The following is a 17644-nucleotide window of genomic DNA, read 5'->3' on the forward strand; positions in this document are numbered from 1 at the left end:
TGGCTAGTCTCCAGAATCTATCAATTCAATCTGCTCGGCATGCAGAACCATTTTGCTCAAGCCGTTCTTTGCCTTATGGCAAGAGATGAACCCTCGAACGGTTACTGCGCTACCGACCGTTATACTGTGAGTAATGGCCTGGTTTTCGTGACCGCTAATAATAACGGGCATTTGACACCATGCCTGCCGGTGAAAACCGGCTTCCTCCTGCACTGAACGATGCTCAAGCACGAACTGGCAGTGAGGAATTCCTGACGGGCTGACCTTACGAAGTGGAGTCCTGCAAATAATGCCGGACAGCTCCAGACGGTTGGTCATCAGGATTACTCTTCAGAATCCCCAGCTTCAGAATCATCTGCGGTTTCGTTGGCGAAATCTTCGCGACGCTCACGGCGCTCGTCTTTCGCTTTAACCATCGGAGATGCTTCGGTAACAGCGTGCTTAGTACGCATTACCATGCTGCGGATAACGGCGTCGTTGAAGCGGAAGTTAGTTTCCAGCTCATCGATCGCTTCCTGCGGCGCTTCAACGTTCATCAGAACGTAGTGAGCTTTGTGCAGTTTGTTGATCGGATAAGCCAGCTGACGGCGGCCCCAGTCTTCCAGACGGTGGATCGTACCTGCTGCTGCAGTAATTGCACCAGTGTAACGTTCGATCATGCCCGGAACCTGTTCGCTCTGGTCAGGATGGACCATAAAAACGATTTCGTAATGACGCATCGAATTGCTCCTTACGGATTATTCAGCCTCCTGTCTGGGTCAGCCGCGGCCCATGGAGGCAAGGAACGTGTTAAAGGGCGGCTGAAAAATTGACGCGTCATTCTAATGGCGGCCCCTCAGGAACACAAGCGCATTTGCACAAATAATTCGCACTAAGCGCCAAGCTGGGCTAAGTGGGTGATTTAAAATTAACCAATAAAGGAAGCGGCATTTTTTTGAACAACTGCATCAGAAAAGGTCGCCATGCGATGAACGCGCAGCGATTACACTTATATCAAAGCCTAACGACCACAGGAGAGCCCCGAGTCAGCGTCAGGACTGTCAGTCAGGAGCGTAGTATATGAAACTGAAAATCATCGCCATGATGGCTGCGCTTTTCTTCAGCGCGAACGCGCTGGCAGCTATCCAAATCACCGAACGTCAGGCCCGCAACATGGACGACGTGCAGAGCCTCGGCGTTATCTATATCAATCACAATATGGCCACTGAGCACGAGGCCGAACAGGCCCTTAGCCAGATGAGCGATGCGCAGGGGGCGAAATACTTTCAGCCTATCCTGATGCACGAACCCGAAACCAACGGCCCGCTTCGCGCCAGCGCGGTGATATACCGCTAACGCCTGCCCAATTCTTCGCCTCTCCTCGCGAGGGGCGAAGCGAGGTCTGCGCCTAAACGCAATTGAGAATTATTTTACAAACCGACTTACCAGCGTCATCGCAACCTGATTTAATCAGCCACTCGCCATTTGATAATCAGGAGTGATTGATGGTTCCGCGTTTCGCCACCTTAGGCCGTATCCCCAAAGGCGTTTGGGTACTCGGCGGCGTCAGCCTGCTGATGGATGTCTCCTCCGAGATGATCCACAGCCTCTTACCGCTGTTTATGGCCACTACCCTCGGCGCCAGCGTGATAATTATCGGTCTTATCGAGGGACTGGCGGAAGCCACCGCCCTGATCCTGAAGGTCTTCTCCGGCGCAATCAGCGACTATGTCGGCAAGCGTAAAGGACTGGCGCTGCTGGGCTACGGCCTGGGCGCGCTCAGTAAGCCGCTGTTTGCCATCGCCCCTACCGCCGGGGTGGTGTTTAGCGCCCGCATGATTGACCGCGTAGGCAAAGGTATTCGCGGCGCGCCGCGCGATGCGCTGGTCGCCGACGTCACCCCGCCGGAGATCCGCGGCGCCGCCTACGGACTACGCCAGGCGCTGGATACCGTCGGCGCCTTTCTCGGCCCGCTGCTGGCGGTGCTGCTGATGTTTATCTGGGCCAACGATTTTCACGCTATTTTCTGGGTGGCGGTCATTCCCGCCGTGCTCTCCATTCTCCTGCTCGGATTCGGCCTACAGGAGCCAAAATCCGCCATCGCGCACAAACGCAGCAATCCGCTGAAGCGCGAAAACCTGAAAAAGCTCTCCGCCGCCTACTGGTGGGTGGTCGCGATCGGCAGCATTTTCACCCTCGCCCGCTTCAGCGAAGCCTTTCTGGTGCTGCGCGCCCAGCAGATGGAGATCCCGCTCTATACCATCCCGCTGGTGATGGTGGCGATGAACCTGGTCTACAGCCTCACGGCTTACCCGTTCGGTAAACTCTCAGACAGCATGAGCCACAGCAAACTGCTGCAGTGGGGGCTGCTGGTGCTGATCCTCGCCGATATCGTGCTGGCGCTCAGCAGCCACTGGAGCACGCTGCTGATCGGCGTCGCGCTGTGGGGGATTCATATGGGAATGACCCAGGGCCTGCTGGCGGCGATGGTCGCCCATACGGCGCCACCGGAGCTACGCGGCACGGCGTTCGGTATGTTTAATCTGATGAGTGGCCTGGCTCTGCTGCTGGCCAGCACCGGCGCGGGGGTACTGTGGGAAACCTTCGGCGCCGCCTCGACGTTTTACGCCGGGGCGATAATTTGCGTGGTCACGCTCATCGGCATGCGCGTGATGCCGTCGGCCTATCGTCAGGATTAAAAACGGCTCCGGGGCCAGACCAGTTGCTTCACCGTGAGGGGTGAAAGCCCCGGAGCGCGCTATCTACTTTTGCCCATAGTAGGCGTTTGGCCCATGCTTACGCTGAAAATGCTTATTCATCAGCCAGCTATCGATGGGCTGCAACTGCGGATTAATGCCGCGGGCAATCCACGCCATGCGCGCCACCTCTTCCATCACCACCGCGTTGTGTACCGCCTCGTGGGCGTCTTTGCCCCAGGCAAATGGCCCGTGCTGATAGACGACGATCCCCGGGGTATGCAGCGGATTGGCCTCACCCAGCGTTTCGATAATCACTTGCCCGGTGTTCAGCTCGTAGGCCTCGTCCACCTCCTGTGCGCTAAGCGCCCGGGTGCAGGGAATATCGCCGAAGAAGTAGTCCGCATGGGTGGTGCCGAGCGCCGGGATCGCCAGCCCCGCCTGCGCCCAGGCGGTGGCGTGCGTCGAATGGGTATGCACCACCCCGCCAAGGTCGGGATAACGGCGATAGAGCGCCAGATGGGTGGCGGTATCAGAGGAGGGACGCCAGCGCCCTTCCACCACGTGCCCCTGCAGATCAACCACCGACATGTCATCGACGGTCATTGACTCGTAGGCGATGCCGCTGGGCTTAATCACCACCAGCCCACGCTGCCGATCAATGGCGCTAACGTTACCCCAGGTAAAGGTCACCAGGCCGTAGCGCGGCAGATCCATATTGGCCTCGAACACCTGCTGTTTCAGCTGTTGCATTATGCCGCCTCCATCAGACCCGCGCGGGCCATCCGCGCCTTCACCCAGTCACGCGCCTTCGCCACCTCCGCCAGCGGGTCAGCGCTGGTTTCGCTCCACATCTCAATCAGGTACGGTCCGCAGTAGCCGGTCTGCTTGAGCGTTTCGAAGCAGCGTTCAAAATCGACCACCCCTTCGCCGAACGGCACGTTTTTAAAGACGCCGGGCTTCGTGTCTTTGACGTGTACCGCCACGATATGCCGCTCCCCGCCTTCAGCTCCATCTGGACGTCGTTATCCCACGCCGACAGATTGCCGATATCCGGGTAAAGCTGGAACCACGGATTATTCAGGTAATGGGCATAGCCCAGCGCTTTACTGATCGAGTTCATCAGCGGGTAGTCCATGATCTCCATCGCCAGGGTTACCTGGGCTCGGCTGGCCATCTCGACGCTCTGTTTCAGGCCGTCACGAAAGCGGCGGCGCGTCTCATCGTTCGCCTGCTGGTAATAGACGTCGTAGCCTGCCAGCTGGATCACCCGAATCCCCACATCCTGCGCCAGCTGAATAGCTTTACGCATAATTTCCAGCCCCTGATGCCGCACCGCGTCGTCTTCACTACCCAGCGGAAAACGGCGATGGGCGCTAAGGCACATCGACGGCACCCGGACGCCGGTTTCAGCCACCGCCTTGACCAGCGCCAGACGCTGCTCCGGGCTCCAGTCCAGCCGCGCAAGGCGGGCGTCAGTTTCATCGAGAGACATCTCAACGAAATCAAAGCCCAGCGCTTTTGCAAGCTTTAGCCGCTCCAGCCAGCACTCCCCGGCGGGGAGCGCTTTTTCATAGATGCCGAGCGGAATGGATTTCGCCAACATAGTCGCTCCTTAACCCCACAGCTGGGCGATAGAGCGTTTAAACTGGCGCGCCGCTTCCACCGGCGAGGCGGCATCGCGGATGCTGCGTCCGGCAATAAAGACGTGAACAGGGATCCCGGCAAACAGCGGCAGGTCTTCCAGCGCCAGCCCGCCGGTGACGGTCACTTTGAAGCCCATATCAGACAGACGCTTAATCGCGCTGATATCCGCCTCACTCCACGCCACGCCTGCCGCCTGCGCGTCGCGGCTGCGGTGATAGACCACCTGCTGAATACCCGCCTCGCGCCACGCCTGCGCCTGCTCCCAGGTCCAGAAGCCGGTCAGCTCAATTTGCACATCGCCGTTGAACTCTTTGGCGACATCCAGCGCCCCTTTGGCGGTGTTGATATCGGCGCAGCAGATCACCGTGACCCAGTCGGCGTTGGCTTCGAAGCACATCCGCGACAGGATCTTGCCGGCATCGGCAATTTTGGCGTCCGCCAGCACGATTTTATGCGGATACAGCGCTTTCAGATCGCGCACCGCGCGTACACCTTCACCGACGCAGAGGATAGTGCCGACTTCAATGATATCTACCTCTTCGGCGATCAGACGGGTTGTTTCATAAGCGCTGGCCAGCGTTTGGTTGTCCAGGGCGACCTGTAACATAGGTAATGACATGATAGTGTTCCTTTTAAACAGCCGCCGCGGTGGCGTTTTTGATTAAATCCAGCACTTCCTGCTCACTGCGGCAGGCGCGTAAACGGTCGAAATTGGCTTCGTCATCAAACAGGTTAACGATCTGCATGATGCCCACTTCCTGGTGGGTGGTGGCGTCAACCGCCGCCATGGTGATCAGGATGTCGACCGGGTCGTTATCTTCGTGGTTGAAAATCAGCGGTTTCTTTAGCGTGACCAGCGCAAAGCCGGTTTTTTTGACGCCCTCTTCCGGCCGCCCGTGCGGCATGGCTAATCCCGGAGCGATCACAAAATAGGGGCCGTGCTGCGCGACGCCGTCGAGGATTGCCTGGTAGTAGCGCGGTTCCACCACGTCGGCGGCCACCAGCAGATCGACGCCGATTTTCACCGCCTCCTGCCAGGTTTCCGCTTCCGCCTGCAGGCGAATGGAGTGATTCTGCGCCAGTGATTCATGGAGTTTCATAGCCGCTCCTTATTTCACGTCCTGCGGGAAATGAGCTTTAATCACCTCCAGCAGCTTTGGCCCGAAATCCGCGGGGGAAAGCATATTACGCACCCCCACCACGTGTTTATTGCCGGAGACGGTAATCTCCCCCGCGATATGGGTTGAAGCGATGATGATATCCGCGCCGTTTAGTTCGCTTTTGTATTCACCCACCGCGCAGCTGTTCACCGTGTGGTCGATATTGGATTGCGTCACTGGCCTGAATGAAATCGGTCTGATCTCCGTCACTAATCTTTCCGGTAGCCAACAGGATGTAGAGCACGCCATTGCCCGCAAAGCAGACGAGCAAGGCGCCTCCTGGTATCGCATTATTCAGATGTACGAGGAACAACAGCCGGACAGCTGGCGCGTGCAGGCCATTCTCTACGCCTGAGGCGCCTGGCGCCCGCGCCCCATAGCCCGCAGCAGCAGGTCGTCGAGGGTCGGCGCGTCAAGACGTATGCCGCCGCGGGTGTCGAGCATCATCCGGCACCAGGCTTCGGCCAGCGGCGGCGAAGCATGGCGCAGCATCTGCGCCCCCGCGCCAAGACGATAGACCAGCCGGGCAATCTCTCTCCCCTGCTCTTCGGCGGGTCGTTTCAGCAGTTGCTGCAGCTGACGCCATGCGCGGTCGAGATGGCGGTTCTGTCCTTTCACCTCCGCACACTCCGCGGCCAGCAGCTCCATCGCCGCCGGCTGCTTGCTCAGCACCCGCATCACATCGAGGCACATAATATTGCCGGACCCTTCCCAGATGCTGTTGACCGGCATCTCACGGTAGAGGCGCGGGAGTTCGCTCTCCTCGCAATAGCCGATGCCGCCCAGCACTTCCATCGCCTCGGCGACAAACGGGATACCGGCCTTACAGATGGCAAACTTGGCCGCAGGCGTAAACAGGCGCGCCCAGGCGCTTTCCCGGGCATCATCCCGACGGTCCCAGGCCCGCGCCAGGCGAAACAGAAACGCGGTCTGCCCCTCCAGACGGAGCGCCATTTGCCCCAGCAGCTGGCGCATCATCGGCTGTTCGACCAGGTTTTTGCCAAACGCCTGACGCTGTAGCGCGTGATACAGCGCCACCGAGAAGGCGCGACGCATCAGGGCATGGCTGCCCAGCGCGCAGTCAAAGCGGGTCAGGCCGCCCATCCTGAGGATCTGCCGCACGCCGTCGCCTTCGTCGCCCACCAGCCAGCCGCAGGCATCATAAAACTCCACTTCGCTACTGGCGTTGGAGCGGTTGCCGAGCTTCTCTTTTAAGCGTTCAAGACGCACGCCGTTACGCTGCCCGTCGGGCAGCAGACGCGGCACAAAGAAGCATGAGAGCCCCGTCGGAGCCTGAGCCAGCAACAGGTGAGCATCGCTCTGCGGCACCGAGAAGAACCACTTGTGTCCCACCAGTCGGTAAAACCCTTCCGCCGTTTTCTCCGCGCGAGTGGTATTGCTCAGCACATCAGACCCCCCTTGCTTCTCGGTCATCCCCATGCCGATCAGCAGGCCGCGCTTCTGGCCGCCAGGCGCAAGGTGCGGATCGTAACGGTCGCTCAGCAGTGGCGACAGCCAGTCGCGAAAGGGCGCGGGCAGGGCGTGCTGCAGCAGGGGCGTTGCGGCGAAGGTCATGGTAATCGGGCACAACGTCCCGGCCTCCACCTGGGCATGGAGCAGAAAGCGGGCGGCGCGGGCGACAAACGCGCCTTCGCGGGCATCCTCCTGCCAGGCGAGATTATGTACCCGGTTCGCGCACAGCCCCTGCATCAGCAGGTGCCAGGCGGGATGGAAGCGCACGTCGTCCAGCCGGGCGCCGGTGGCGTCATAGCGCAGCAGCTCCGGCGGATTGCTGTTGGCCAGGCGTCCCAGCTCCAGCGATTCGGCTGTCCCCAGCTGCTGGCCAATGCTGGCGAGCAGATCGCCATCCCAGCCGGCGCCTTCGCGGACCACGGCTTCACGCAGAGCGGTATCGGACAGAAACAGATTGCTGTTATTCAGCGGGGTGGGTTGATTAAAAACGGTGTGCGTTTGCCAGTGCATCGTGTCTCCCTCCATCAATGGCGATAGCCATAAGTATGGTTATCCGGAGGGATACTCGCCCGCGAGAGCGGTCACAAAAAAGCCATCCCGGAGGATGGCTTTTTTTTGATTCGTCGATGGTTCAGCTTAGCTGCGCTGGCGTACTGCTTCAAACAGACAGATGCCGGTAGCCACCGAGACGTTCAGCGAGGAGACGCTGCCCGCCATCGGGATGCTGATCAATTCATCACAGTGTTCGCGGGTCAGACGACGCATGCCTTCGCCTTCCGCGCCCATCACCAGCGCCATCGGGCCGGTCATTTTGCTCTGGAACAGCGTATGGTCGGCTTCCCCTGCGGTTCCGACGATCCAGACGTTCTCTTCCTGCAGCAGACGCATGGTGCGCGCCAGGTTGGTGACGCGGATCAGCGGGACGTTCTCCGCCGCGCCGCAGGCCACTTTCTTCGCCGTCGCATTCAACTGAGCGGAACGATCTTTTGGCACGATCACCGCATGCACGCCGGCGGCGTCAGCGCTACGCAGGCAGGCGCCGAGGTTGTGCGGATCGGTTACGCCGTCGAGGATCAGCAGGAACGGTTGATCGAGCTGCGCCAGCAGATCCGGCAGATCGTTCTCCTGATACTGACGCCCCGGCTTCACGCGGGCAATGATCCCCTGGTGCACAGCGCCTTCGCTCTTCTCATCAAGAAACTGACGGTTGGCCAGCTGAATCACCACGCCCTGCGCTTCCAGGGCATGGATCAGCGGCAGCAAGCGCTTATCCTCACGGCCTTTCAGAATATAAACTTCCTGAAAACGCTCAGGTGCGCGCTCCAGCAGTGCCTGCACCGCATGGATGCCGTAAATCATTTCACTCATTGATGTACTCGTTTTAGGTTCTGTTATCTGCCCCCTTCACCCCATCCTGCGTCAGCAGACTTCAGGGTGAAGGGAGGTCAATCACTCGGCGATCTTCTTCTTTGCCGCGCGCTTGGCTTTCGTCGCGGCGGCGATTTTCTGTGTTTTCGCCGACGGTTTTTTCGCTTTTTTCTCTTTCTTCGGTCGGGCGGTCTCTTTCTCTTTACGGAAAGCGCTGTCCGGCTCGAAGTTTACCTGCTTACCCACCTGGCGGCGACGGCCGCCCGGCTTGCCAGAGGTACTCTTTTTCGCTTTCTCACGGGCGGTCTTGCCGACATTACGCGGCGCACGCTCGCTGGAGATCAGGGTAAAGTCGATTTTCCGCTCGTCCATGTTGACCGCTTCCACACGGACTTCCACGCGGTCGCCCAGGCGATAGGTCTGGCCGCCGGACTCACCAATGAGACGCTGCCCCACCTGGTCGAAACGATAATAGTCGTTATCCAGGCTGGAAACATGCACCAGACCGTCGATAAACAGATCGTTCAGGCGGACGAAGAAGCCAAAGCCGGTCACGCTGGCGATCACGCCGGAGAAGATGTTGCCCACCTGATCCTGCATGAAGTCGCACTTCAGCCAGTCAGACACTTCGCGCGTCGCTTCGTCGGCACGGCGCTCGGTCATCGAACAGTGCTGACCCAGCTGGAGCATCTCTTCCATGCTGTAGTGCCAGCCGCCGGTCTCGGTGCTGTTGCCTTTATGTCCCTGCTCTTTGGCCAGCAGATACTTGATAGCGCGGTGCAGCGACAGGTCCGGGTAACGACGAATCGGCGAGGTGAAGTGGGCGTATGACTGCAGCGCCAGGCCAAAGTGACCGCGGTTTTCCGGATCGTAGACCGCCTGCTTCATGGAGCGCAGGAGCATCGTCTGCAGCATTTCCGCATCCGGGCGATCGGCGATGGAGGTTAGCAGCTCTGCGTAATCACGCGGCTCCGGCTTGTTGCCGCCAGGCAGCTCCAGTCCCAGCTCAGCCAGCACGGTACGGAAGGAGGTAATCGCTTCGGTGGTTGGCTTATCATGGATACGGAACAGCGCCGGCTCCTGCGCCTTCTCAACGAAGCGCGCGGCGGAGATGTTCGCCAGGATCATGCACTCTTCAATCAGCTTATGCGCATCGTTACGCTGAGTCTGTTCGATACGCTCAATACGGCGTTCGGCATTGAAGATGAATTTAGCTTCTTCACTTTCAAATGAGATACCGCCGCGCTCTTCGCGGGCGCTCTCCAGCACTTTGTAGAGGTTATGCAGCTCTTCAATGTGCTTCACCAGCGGCGCGTAGTGTTCGCGCAGTTCCTGGTCACCCTGCAGCATATGCCACACTTTGGTGTAGGTCAGGCGAGCATGTGAACTCATCACCGCTTCATAGAATTTATAACCGGTCAGACGGCCTTTTGACGAAATCGTCATCTCGCACACCATACACAGGCGATCGACCTGCGGGTTCAGCGAGCATAGACCGTTAGACAGCACTTCCGGCAGCATCGGCACTACCTGCGACGGGAAGTAGACCGAGGTGCCACGACTGCGCGCTTCCGCATCCAGCGGCGTCCCCGGGCGCACGTAGTAGCTGACGTCGGCAATGGCGACCCACAGGCGCCAGCCGCCGCCGCGTTTCTTCTCGCAGTACACCGCGTCATCGAAGTCGCGGGCATCTTCGCCGTCAATGGTAACCAGCGGCAGCGAGCGTAAATCGACGCGTCCGGCCTTCGCCTCTTCCGGCACCTGTTCTTTGAGACCGGAAACCTGTTTTTCCACCGCCGGCGGCCAGACATAAGGAATTTCATGGGTACGCAGCGCCATATCGACGGCCATGCCGGTGCCCATGTTGTCGCCCAGCACTTCGACGATTTTACCCACCGCTTTGGTGCGGCGGGTTGGTCGCTGGGTCAGCTCGACCACGACCACGTAGCCCATCCGCGCGCCCATTATCTCTTCCGGCGGGATCAGGATATCGAAGCTCAGGCGGCTGTCGTCCGGGACGACAAAGCCGACGCCAGCGTCGGTGAAGTAACGGCCAACTATCTGGCTGGTTTTCGGCACGAGGACGCGGACGATGCGCGCTTCGCGGCGGCCCTTACGGTCCGCGCCCAGCGGCTGAGCCAGCACCTGGTCGCCGTGAATACAGGTTTTCATCTGCTCTGACGACAGGTACAGATCGTCTTTGCGCCCTTCAACGCGCAGGAAACCATAGCCATCGCGGTGGCCAATAACGGTTCCTTTGAGGAGATCGAGGCGTTCCGGCAGGGCATAGCACTGGCGGCGGGTGAAGACCAGCTGACCGTCGCGCTCCATCGCGCGCAGGCGGCGGCGCAGCGCTTCGGTTTGCTCTTCGCCCTCGATATTTAACTCGATGGCCAGCTCATCGCGGCTGGCAGGCTTTTCCCGTTTAGTTAAATGTTCGAGGATAAATTCCCGGCTCGGGATAGGGTTCGCGTACTTCTCAGCTTCGCGTTCCTGGAATGGATCTTGTGACATATCGGTTCCTCCGTTGTCATCTCCGGCAGAGTGGCGTCACTCCACCAGCAATAATTTATAAAGCGGTTGATTCTTCTCAACCAAATCAGCCAGCGTATAGTTATCCAGTTCCTTGAGAAAACTCTGCGCGGCTTCAGCTAGTGCCTGTTTCAGACGACAGGCTGGTGTAATGTGGCAAAACTCGCTGCTGCAGTTGACCAGCGATAAGGGTTCAAGGTCACGCACCACGTCACCGACGCGGATCTGTCCTGCTGGTTTGCCGAGGCGAATGCCCCCGTTCTTCCCCCGCACGGCAGTCACGTAGCCCATGCGACTTAACTGATTGATTATTTTAACCATATGATTACGGGAGACGCCATAGACCTCGGTCACTTCCGAGATACTGGTCATTCGTCCTTCCGGCAGCGACGCCATATAAATCAGCGCGCGTAGTCCGTAATCGGTGAAACTCGTTAACTGCACATAAACCTCAGGGAAAAGAAAACAGGGTATGTCGAGCGACATCATTATTATTGATGATAAACCAGCCAGCGCTCAGGCCGCTAATTTATTTGAAATGGGGCGGGCGAACAGCAAAAACAAGGGCGCCCGAACGGCGCCCCTTGAGAGTGATTACGCGTCGAACGGATCGCGCAGAATCATAGTCTCGGTACGGTCTGGACCGGTAGAGATGATATCCACCGGCACGCCGGTCAGCTCTTCAATACGCTGGATGTAGTTCAGGGCTGCCTGCGGCAGGCCGCTGCGCTCTTTCACGCCGAAGGTGGTTTCGGACCAGCCCGGCATGGTTTCGTAGATAGGCTCGATACCTTCCCAGTTATCGGCAGCCAGCGGAGTGGTGGTCACTTCGCGGCCATCCGGCATACGGTAGCCAACGCAGATTTTCACTTCTTTCAGGCCGTCGAGGACGTCCAGTTTAGTCAGGCAGAAGCCGGACAGGGAGTTAATCTGCACCGCGCGACGGACTGCGACCGCGTCCAGCCAGCCGGTACGACGACGGCGGCCGGTGGTGGCGCCGAATTCGTTACCCTGCTTGCAGAGGAACTCGCCAGTTTCATCAAACAGCTCGGTCGGGAACGGACCTGCACCGACGCGAGTCGAGTACGCTTTAATGATACCGAGAACGTAATCCACATAACGCGGGCCCAGGCCGGAGCCGGTCGCCACGCCACCTGCGGTGGTGTTAGAGGACGTAACGTACGGGTAGGTACCGTGGTCGATATCCAGCAGCGTACCCTGCGCGCCTTCGAACATCACGAAGTCGCCGCGCTGACGCGCCTGATCCAGCAGGTCGGATACGTCCACCACCATGCTGGTCAGGATGTCGGCAATCGCCATCACATCGTCCAGCACTTTCTGGTAGTCAACCGCTTCTGCTTTGTAGAAGTTCACCAGCTGGAAGTTGTGATATTCCATCACTTCTTTCAGTTTATCGGCGAAGGTTGCTTTATCGAACAGATCGCCAACGCGCAGACCGCGACGAGCGACTTTATCTTCGTAAGCCGGGCCAATGCCGCGACCGGTAGTGCCGATCGCTTTCGCGCCACGCGCTTTTTCACGCGCCACGTCCAGCGCCACGTGATAGTCAAGGATAAGCGGGCAGGCTTCAGAGAGCAGCAGACGCTCGCGAACCGGGATACCACGGTCTTCCAGGCCCTTCATCTCTTTCATCAGCGCGGCCGGAGACAGCACGACGCCGTTACCGATGATGCTGGTGACGTTTTCACGCAGAATGCCTGATGGAATAAGATGGAGAACGGTTTTTTCACCGTTGATTACGAGAGTATGGCCGGCGTTGTGACCACCCTGATAGCGCACAACATATTTAGCCCGTTCAGTCAGGAGATCGACGATCTTCCCTTTACCTTCGTCACCCCATTGGGTGCCCAGTACGACGACGTTGTTACCCATTTTTCAAAATCACCGTTTGCTTAAAAATGGATTCTACCATCGCTTTTTCAGAGTTACAGCACTTTTTGCATCCAAAATAAGGCAAATCCGACCACTTTTTGATCAGCCAATCGATTTCCTCAACATGTAGTAGATCACAATCCCGGCAACCACAAGTCCGCCGCCAAAACGACGCAATAAATTATCCGGTAGCTGGCTCAGGCTGGCGACCATCTTGCGCCAGGCGCGCGGATAAAGCAGCGGGCCAAGCCCTTCAAGTACTAAAACCAGCGCCAGCCAAATGGTGGAGTTCATCGTCAACCCTAATTGAAAAGTATCATTGCCGCCCTCGCGGGCGTCATCGGCCAGCATGGTGAATTCATTCCCTCATTTCACATTGTCCCGTATTTCAGCTTCATTATGAACCAGAAAGGTGAAACAAAATTCACAACTAATTGTATTGCTGGATATTTTTTAAATTGTAACTATGCCATCGCGTACTACAACCCGGTACGTCTACTTAATCAGGAAGATTATGATGAGAGAATTAACCGCATTTGAAATCGAAAATGTGAGCGGCGCAGGCTGGTTACAGGATGGTCTGGCGGCCTTAGGCAGCAAGGTCGGCGCAGCCGCATGGACGATGGGCACCGATGCCCTGAGCATTAACCTGCCACTGCTTGGCACCCTCAATCTGGCCGACCTGGCGCCGGACCTGGGCAAAACCCTGGGCGAAAGCGTTGGGTCGACTATCGGCGGCACCATCGAAAGTGCGCTGGCAGGCCTGCCGGTGATCGGCGGCCTGCTGAACAAGCTACTCGGCAACTAATTCCCGCCCTCGCAGCATGAAAAAAGGCGCCTGTTTCAGGCGCCTTTTCGCATTATTACTTCAGGTTTACACCTTCTCCGGCTTATTTACGCGCCGAATCCGGTGAACGCATATAGCGGAAGAAATCGCTGTCCGGACTCAGGACCATCACATCCTGATTGCTCTGGAAGCTCTTCTCATAGGCACGCAGGCTACGGATAAAGGAGTAGAAGCCTGGATCCTGGCTGAACGCGTCGGCAAACAGTTTCGCTGATTCCGCATCACCTTCACCACGCAGGATACGGCCCTGGCGCTCGGCTTCCGCCAGCGTCTTGGTGACTTCATAGTCCGCAGTCGCGCGCAGTTTTTCCGCCTCTTCCTGACCCTGTGAACGATGGCGACGAGCAACCGCTTCACGCTCCGCGCGCATACGGTTATAAATCGCTTCCGACACTTCTGCCGGCAGGTTGATCTGTTTGATACGTACGTCGACAACTTCGATACCCAGCGCCGCCATACTGTTCGGGTTGATCACCTGCACTTTACCGTTGGTTTCGGCTTCCACACGCTCTGCCGCTTTAGCAATCGCGTCGTCAGCCGCCGGGGTGCTAACCTCATCTTCCGTACCGGCCGAACCCGAGTTCAGCGCATCGCGCACTTCCAGGGTCAGGCGACCACGGGAGTCGGTGACGATATCTTTCACATCCAGACGACCAATTTCAGAACGCAGACGGTCAGAGAATTTACGCTTCAGCAGCACCTCGGCCTGGGAGACGTCGCCGCCGCCGGTTGCCAGGTAGTAACGGCTGAAGTCGCTGATGCGCCACTTGATATAGGAGTCGACGATCAGGTCTTTCTTCTCTTTAGTAACGAAACGGTCAGCCTGGTTGTCCATGGTCTGAATACGCGCATCCAGCATCTTCACCGATTCGATAAACGGGATCTTGAAGTGCAGGCCTGGCGCATACACCAGCGGCTTGTTTTCGTCGTCGCGCAGAACTTTACCGAAACGCAGCGTGATACCGCGCTCGCCTTCCTTTACGACAAAGACAGACATGTAGAGCACTACCAGCACGATGACAATGATCGCGATAACAGATTTACGCATCGTTATTCCCCCTGACGCTGGTAGTCGTTACGCTGCGCGTTAGCGCGGCGTTGGTCCATAATGCTACCCCCGGTTGAGCTCGAGGTTGATGAGGTGCTGGCGCTGCTTGAGCTGGATGCTGGTGGCAGGCGCAGCAGATCGCTGGCGTCACTGCTATCGCTCTTTGCTGCCGGCGCAGCGGCGCCTTTCAGCATCTGATCCAGCGGCAGAACCATCAGATTGCCGTTTTTGCTGTCATTGACCAGCACTTTACGGGTGTGGCTCAGCACTTTTTCCATGGTTTCGATATACAGACGCTCGCGGGTAATTTCCGGCGCGGCTTTGTATTCCGGCAGGATCTTCGCAAAGCGAGCCACTTCACCCTGGGCTTCCAGAACAGTCTGGGTCTTATAGGCGCGTGCCTCTTCGAGGATACGCTGCGCCTGACCATTCGCCCGCGGCTGGACTTCGTTGGTATAGGCTTCCGCTTCACGAATGTACTGCTGCTCGTTCTCACGCGCGGCAATGGCATCGTCAAACGCGGCCTTCACCTCTTCCGGCGGACGCGCCGTCTGGAAGTTGACGTCCAGCAGAGTGATACCCATGTTGTACGGGCGAATCGTCTCTTCCAGCTCACGCTGGGTATCGCTACGGATCACGGTACGACCTTCGGTCAGAATGCGATCCATGGTGTATTTGCCGATCACGCCGCGCAGCGCGCTGTCGGTGGCCTGACGCAGACTGTCGTCCGCGCTGGTCACGCTAAACAGATAGCGCTCCGGATCGGTGACGCGGTACTGCACGTTCATCTCAACGCGCACCACGTTTTCGTCAGAGGTCAGCATGACGCCGGAAGCCGCAAGTTCGCGCACCGACTCCACGTTCACCGCCTGAACGTTATCGATAAAGGTCGGTTTCCAGTTCAGGCCAGGCTCAACCAGATGGCTGAACTTACCAAAACGGGTGACCACGCCGCGCTCGGCCTCTTTAATGGTATAGAAACCGCTGGCCGCCCAGATAATCACTGCCGCCGCGGCAACGATGCCGACAATACGCCCGCCCATCGGTCCGCGAGGCCCCTGCGCGCTATTGCCGCCGCCCAGTCCGCCCTTGCCGCCGCCGAGCCCGCCAAGTTTTTTACTTAACTTGCGGAAGATATCATCCAGATCCGGCGGCCCCTGCTCGCGACCGCCTTTATTGCCATTTCCCTCAGAGTTGCCGCCAGGTTTGCTGCTCCCCCACGGGTCGCGGTCCTGTCCGTTATTACCGGGCTGATTCCACGCCATGTATATGCTCCATATTTGTTTTTGATATCCCCACAGGGGTCAATATCTTCAGGCAAGCTGCAAGGTTAAACCACATAGTCAACAAGCGTTGGCTCTTGCTTACAGAGGCGCCGCCAGTCAACGATCGGCATGCGCACCTGCAGACTCACGCTGCCGTCATCCTCCATCCACTCTTTTTCTATCGCCTGAAGCTGATAGAAACGGCTTCTCAGTCGCCCTTCTTTCGGCGGTAAGCGCAGCGTATGCTGGGCCACTTCACCGGAAAGACGCTCCGTTAATGCCTGAAAAAGCAGTGGTACGCCAACCCCGGTCTGGGCTGAAAGCCAGACCCGAATCGGTTTATTTTCATCGTCGCGATCGATGCGCGGTTCAAAATCGTCAAGCATGTCGATTTTGTTCATCACCAGCAGCGCCGGGATCTCATCGGCCTCAATTTCAGCGAGAACCGTATTTACCGCATCAATGTTTTCCTGCACGCGGACATCCGCCGCATCAATCACATGCAGCAGCAGCGTCGCCTGACGCGTCTCCTGCAACGTCGCTTTAAACGCGGCTACCAGATCGTGCGGCAGGTGGCGAATAAAGCCGACGGTATCGGCCAGCACCGTTTCGCCGACGTCAGGGACGTCAATGCGGCGCAGCGTCGGGTCCAGGGTGGCGAACAGCTGGTTCGCGGCATAGACCTCGGCGGCAGTGATCTGGTTAAAGAGCGTTGATTTTCCGGCGTTGGTATAGCCCACCAGCGACACGGTAGGAATATCGGCTTTCGCACGCGACCGCCGCCCCTGCTCGCGCTGTTTCTCGACTTTTTCCAGCCGCGACAGGATCTGCATGATACGGTTACGCAATAAACGGCGGTCGGTTTCGAGCTGGGTTTCACCCGGGCCACGCAAACCAATCCCGCCCTTCTGTCTTTCAAGGTGGGTCCAACCGCGGACAAGGCGAGTCGCCATATGGCGCAGCTGCGCCAGCTCGACCTGCAATTTCCCTTCATGGGTGCGCGCGCGCTGGGCGAAAATATCTAAAATAAGACCGGTGCGATCGATAACCCGGCATTCGCACAGGCGTTCCAGGTTACGTTCTTGCGCCGGACTCAGGGCATGATCGAAGAGCACGACCGAAGCGCCGGTCGCTTTAACGGCTTCCGCAATTTCGACTGCCTTACCTTCACCAACAAAATACTTCGGGTGCGGTGCTTTACGGCTACCGGTAATCACCTGCATTGCTTCGACACCGGCGGAAGAGGCCAGAGTTTCAAACTCCTGGAGATCTTCCATATCTTTGTCTTGCGAAAAATAGATGTGTACCAGTACCGCCTGCTCACCGGCGTCATAACGGTCAAACAAGCGTAAACCCCTTATAAAATACCAGCGGGGAACGCAGAAAACCTGGCTCCCCGGCGTGGAAAAACAGCACTGGCCTTATTCGGCGTCGTCGCTGTCTTGTTGCGGCGCAGAAGAACCCTGCGCGCTACCACCGTGGTGATAGTTACTGGAACCGCCGCCAGCATTGTTGCTGTGGTGAGACACCGGGCGAGACGGGACAACAGTAGAAATTGCGTGCTTATAGACCATCTGGCTGACCGTGTTCTTCAACAGGATCACGAACTGATCGAAAGACTCAATTTGCCCTTGCAGCTTGATACCATTCACCAAATAAATAGAAACCGGAACGCGTTCCCGACGCAAAGCGTTCAGGAACGGATCTTGTAAAGATTGCCCCTTAGCCATTCTCTC

Annotated in this window: 19 protein-coding genes and 2 pseudogenes; 4 read left to right on the top strand and 17 right to left on the bottom strand. The window is 58.0% G+C overall.

Features of this window, described 5'->3' with window-relative positions; translation table 11 throughout:
• Positions 1-3: 3 nt before the first annotated feature.
• Together priB and rpsF are read right to left on the bottom strand one after the other, a co-directional pair.
• Positions 4-318: a primosomal replication protein N gene (priB, locus tag DR88_RS24075; RefSeq protein ID WP_002885722.1), complete on the bottom strand. Its 315-nt coding sequence runs from the start codon at positions 316-318 to the stop codon at positions 4-6.
• Between the two features lie 5 nt (positions 319-323).
• Entirely contained in the window at positions 324-719 is a 396-nt protein-coding gene (gene rpsF / locus DR88_RS24070) for a 30S ribosomal protein S6 (RefSeq protein ID WP_002885691.1), read from the bottom strand.
• 340 nt (positions 720-1059) lie between these two features.
• Between rpsF and DR88_RS24065 the strand changes: the two genes are divergently transcribed.
• Positions 1060-1335: a YdgH/BhsA/McbA family protein gene (locus DR88_RS24065; protein WP_002885689.1), complete on the top strand. Its 276-nt coding sequence runs from the start codon at positions 1060-1062 to the stop codon at positions 1333-1335.
• Between the two features lie 149 nt (positions 1336-1484).
• Positions 1485-2678, top strand: a complete 1194-nt coding sequence (locus DR88_RS24060) for an MFS transporter (protein WP_004146734.1) — start codon at positions 1485-1487, stop codon at positions 2676-2678.
• A 63-nt stretch (positions 2679-2741) separates the two neighbouring features.
• On the opposite strand, the gene DR88_RS24055 is transcribed toward DR88_RS24060, so the two are convergent.
• From DR88_RS24055 to ulaB, 5 genes and pseudogenes are all read right to left on the bottom strand, one after another.
• A complete protein-coding gene (locus DR88_RS24055; protein ID WP_002885687.1) occupies positions 2742-3428 on the bottom strand; it encodes an L-ribulose-5-phosphate 4-epimerase in 687 nt (228 codons plus the stop codon).
• Positions 3428-4281 (bottom strand): annotated as a pseudogene (locus tag DR88_RS24050) (L-ribulose-5-phosphate 3-epimerase). The gene DR88_RS24055 and the pseudogene DR88_RS24050 overlap by 1 nt, the downstream one beginning before the upstream one ends.
• A gap of 9 nt (positions 4282-4290) precedes the next feature.
• Positions 4291-4941, bottom strand: a complete 651-nt coding sequence (ulaD, locus tag DR88_RS24045) for a 3-keto-L-gulonate-6-phosphate decarboxylase UlaD (protein WP_002885684.1) — start codon at positions 4939-4941, stop codon at positions 4291-4293.
• A gap of 13 nt (positions 4942-4954) precedes the next feature.
• Positions 4955-5422, bottom strand: coding sequence for a PTS ascorbate transporter subunit IIA (gene ulaC / locus DR88_RS24040; protein WP_002885683.1), 468 nt, complete (start codon positions 5420-5422; stop codon positions 4955-4957).
• A gap of 9 nt (positions 5423-5431) precedes the next feature.
• Positions 5432-5659, bottom strand: a pseudogene (gene ulaB, locus DR88_RS29230) (PTS ascorbate transporter subunit IIB); the annotation flags it as partial.
• Between ulaB and DR88_RS27535 the strand changes: the two are divergent.
• Positions 5577-5837, top strand: coding sequence for a YdgH/BhsA/McbA family protein (locus DR88_RS27535; protein WP_071531346.1), 261 nt, complete (start codon positions 5577-5579; stop codon positions 5835-5837). The pseudogene ulaB and the gene DR88_RS27535 sit on opposite strands and share 83 nt — an antisense overlap.
• Here the strand turns inward: DR88_RS27535 and DR88_RS24030 are convergent.
• The 6 genes from DR88_RS24030 to DR88_RS0124910 all read right to left on the bottom strand — a co-directional run bounded on the left by DR88_RS24030 (position 5828) and on the right by DR88_RS0124910 (position 13042).
• A complete protein-coding gene (locus tag DR88_RS24030; RefSeq protein ID WP_032443776.1) occupies positions 5828-7465 on the bottom strand; it encodes an isovaleryl-CoA dehydrogenase in 1638 nt (545 codons plus the stop codon). The two genes, DR88_RS27535 and DR88_RS24030, sit on opposite strands and share 10 nt — an antisense overlap.
• A 126-nt stretch (positions 7466-7591) precedes the next feature.
• Entirely contained in the window at positions 7592-8323 is a 732-nt protein-coding gene (gene rlmB / locus DR88_RS24025; RefSeq protein ID WP_002885669.1) for a 23S rRNA (guanosine(2251)-2'-O)-methyltransferase RlmB, read from the bottom strand.
• Between the two features lie 81 nt (positions 8324-8404).
• Positions 8405-10837, bottom strand: a complete 2433-nt coding sequence (rnr, locus tag DR88_RS24020) for a ribonuclease R (RefSeq protein WP_002885668.1) — start codon at positions 10835-10837, stop codon at positions 8405-8407.
• Between the two features lie 36 nt (positions 10838-10873).
• The gene (gene nsrR, locus DR88_RS24015) at positions 10874-11299 is read right to left on the bottom strand and encodes a nitric oxide-sensing transcriptional repressor NsrR (protein WP_002885667.1); all 426 of its coding nucleotides are present in this window, start codon (positions 11297-11299) and stop codon (positions 10874-10876) included.
• Between the two features lie 150 nt (positions 11300-11449).
• Positions 11450-12748 carry an adenylosuccinate synthase gene (locus DR88_RS24010; protein WP_002885665.1) on the bottom strand — a complete coding sequence of 433 codons (1299 nt, stop codon included), beginning with the start codon at positions 12746-12748 and terminating at the stop codon, positions 11450-11452.
• 102 nt (positions 12749-12850) lie between these two features.
• Complete coding sequence (locus DR88_RS0124910) at positions 12851-13042, bottom strand: DUF2065 domain-containing protein (protein WP_020953305.1); 192 nt, start codon at positions 13040-13042, stop codon at positions 12851-12853.
• A gap of 223 nt (positions 13043-13265) precedes the next feature.
• On the opposite strand from DR88_RS0124910, the gene DR88_RS24005 reads away from it, so the two are divergent.
• Complete coding sequence (locus tag DR88_RS24005; RefSeq protein WP_002885663.1) at positions 13266-13556, top strand: hypothetical protein; 291 nt, start codon at positions 13266-13268, stop codon at positions 13554-13556.
• A gap of 82 nt (positions 13557-13638) precedes the next feature.
• Here the strand turns inward: DR88_RS24005 and hflC are convergent, their stop codons facing one another.
• The 4 genes from hflC to hfq form a co-directional block, all read right to left on the bottom strand.
• The gene (gene hflC / locus DR88_RS24000; RefSeq protein ID WP_002885662.1) at positions 13639-14643 is read right to left on the bottom strand and encodes a protease modulator HflC; all 1005 of its coding nucleotides are present in this window, start codon (positions 14641-14643) and stop codon (positions 13639-13641) included.
• Between the two features lie 2 nt (positions 14644-14645).
• Positions 14646-15908, bottom strand: a complete 1263-nt coding sequence (gene hflK, locus DR88_RS23995) for an FtsH protease activity modulator HflK (protein WP_004146726.1) — start codon at positions 15906-15908, stop codon at positions 14646-14648.
• A 65-nt stretch (positions 15909-15973) separates the two neighbouring features.
• Entirely contained in the window at positions 15974-17254 is a 1281-nt protein-coding gene (hflX, locus tag DR88_RS23990) for a ribosome rescue GTPase HflX (RefSeq protein WP_004146725.1), read from the bottom strand.
• Between the two features lie 75 nt (positions 17255-17329).
• On the bottom strand, positions 17330-17638 hold the full coding sequence (hfq, locus tag DR88_RS23985) for an RNA chaperone Hfq (RefSeq protein ID WP_002885659.1): 309 nt from the start codon (positions 17636-17638) through the stop codon (positions 17330-17332).
• Positions 17639-17644: the final 6 nt, after the last annotated feature.

This window comes from Klebsiella pneumoniae, assembly GCF_000742135.1.
GTDB classification, from domain to species: Bacteria; Pseudomonadota; Gammaproteobacteria; order Enterobacterales; family Enterobacteriaceae; genus Klebsiella; species Klebsiella pneumoniae.

Bases quoted from the DNA above. Each gene is read 5' to 3' on its own strand.
- priB (WP_002885722.1), bottom strand. From the start codon at position 318: ATGACCAACCGTCTGGAGCTGTCCGGCATTATTTGCAGGACTCCACTT.
- rpsF (WP_002885691.1), bottom strand. From the start codon at position 719: ATGCGTCATTACGAAATCGTTTTTATGGTCCATCCTGACCAGAGCGAA.
- DR88_RS24065 (WP_002885689.1), top strand. From the start codon at position 1,060: ATGAAACTGAAAATCATCGCCATGATGGCTGCGCTTTTCTTCAGCGCG.
- DR88_RS24060 (WP_004146734.1), top strand. From the start codon at position 1,485: ATGGTTCCGCGTTTCGCCACCTTAGGCCGTATCCCCAAAGGCGTTTGG.
- DR88_RS24055 (WP_002885687.1), bottom strand. From the start codon at position 3,428: ATGCAACAGCTGAAACAGCAGGTGTTCGAGGCCAATATGGATCTGCCG.
- ulaD (WP_002885684.1), bottom strand. From the start codon at position 4,941: ATGTCATTACCTATGTTACAGGTCGCCCTGGACAACCAAACGCTGGCC.
- ulaC (WP_002885683.1), bottom strand. From the start codon at position 5,422: ATGAAACTCCATGAATCACTGGCGCAGAATCACTCCATTCGCCTGCAG.
- DR88_RS27535 (WP_071531346.1), top strand. From the start codon at position 5,577: ATGATATCCGCGCCGTTTAGTTCGCTTTTGTATTCACCCACCGCGCAG.
- DR88_RS24030 (WP_032443776.1), bottom strand. From the start codon at position 7,465: ATGCACTGGCAAACGCACACCGTTTTTAATCAACCCACCCCGCTGAAT.
- rlmB (WP_002885669.1), bottom strand. From the start codon at position 8,323: ATGAGTGAAATGATTTACGGCATCCATGCGGTGCAGGCACTGCTGGAG.
- rnr (WP_002885668.1), bottom strand. From the start codon at position 10,837: ATGTCACAAGATCCATTCCAGGAACGCGAAGCTGAGAAGTACGCGAAC.
- DR88_RS24010 (WP_002885665.1), bottom strand. From the start codon at position 12,748: ATGGGTAACAACGTCGTCGTACTGGGCACCCAATGGGGTGACGAAGGT.
- DR88_RS0124910 (WP_020953305.1), bottom strand. From the start codon at position 13,042: ATGAACTCCACCATTTGGCTGGCGCTGGTTTTAGTACTTGAAGGGCTT.
- DR88_RS24005 (WP_002885663.1), top strand. From the start codon at position 13,266: ATGAGAGAATTAACCGCATTTGAAATCGAAAATGTGAGCGGCGCAGGC.
- hflC (WP_002885662.1), bottom strand. From the start codon at position 14,643: ATGCGTAAATCTGTTATCGCGATCATTGTCATCGTGCTGGTAGTGCTC.
- hflK (WP_004146726.1), bottom strand. From the start codon at position 15,908: ATGGCGTGGAATCAGCCCGGTAATAACGGACAGGACCGCGACCCGTGG.
- hfq (WP_002885659.1), bottom strand. From the start codon at position 17,638: ATGGCTAAGGGGCAATCTTTACAAGATCCGTTCCTGAACGCTTTGCGT.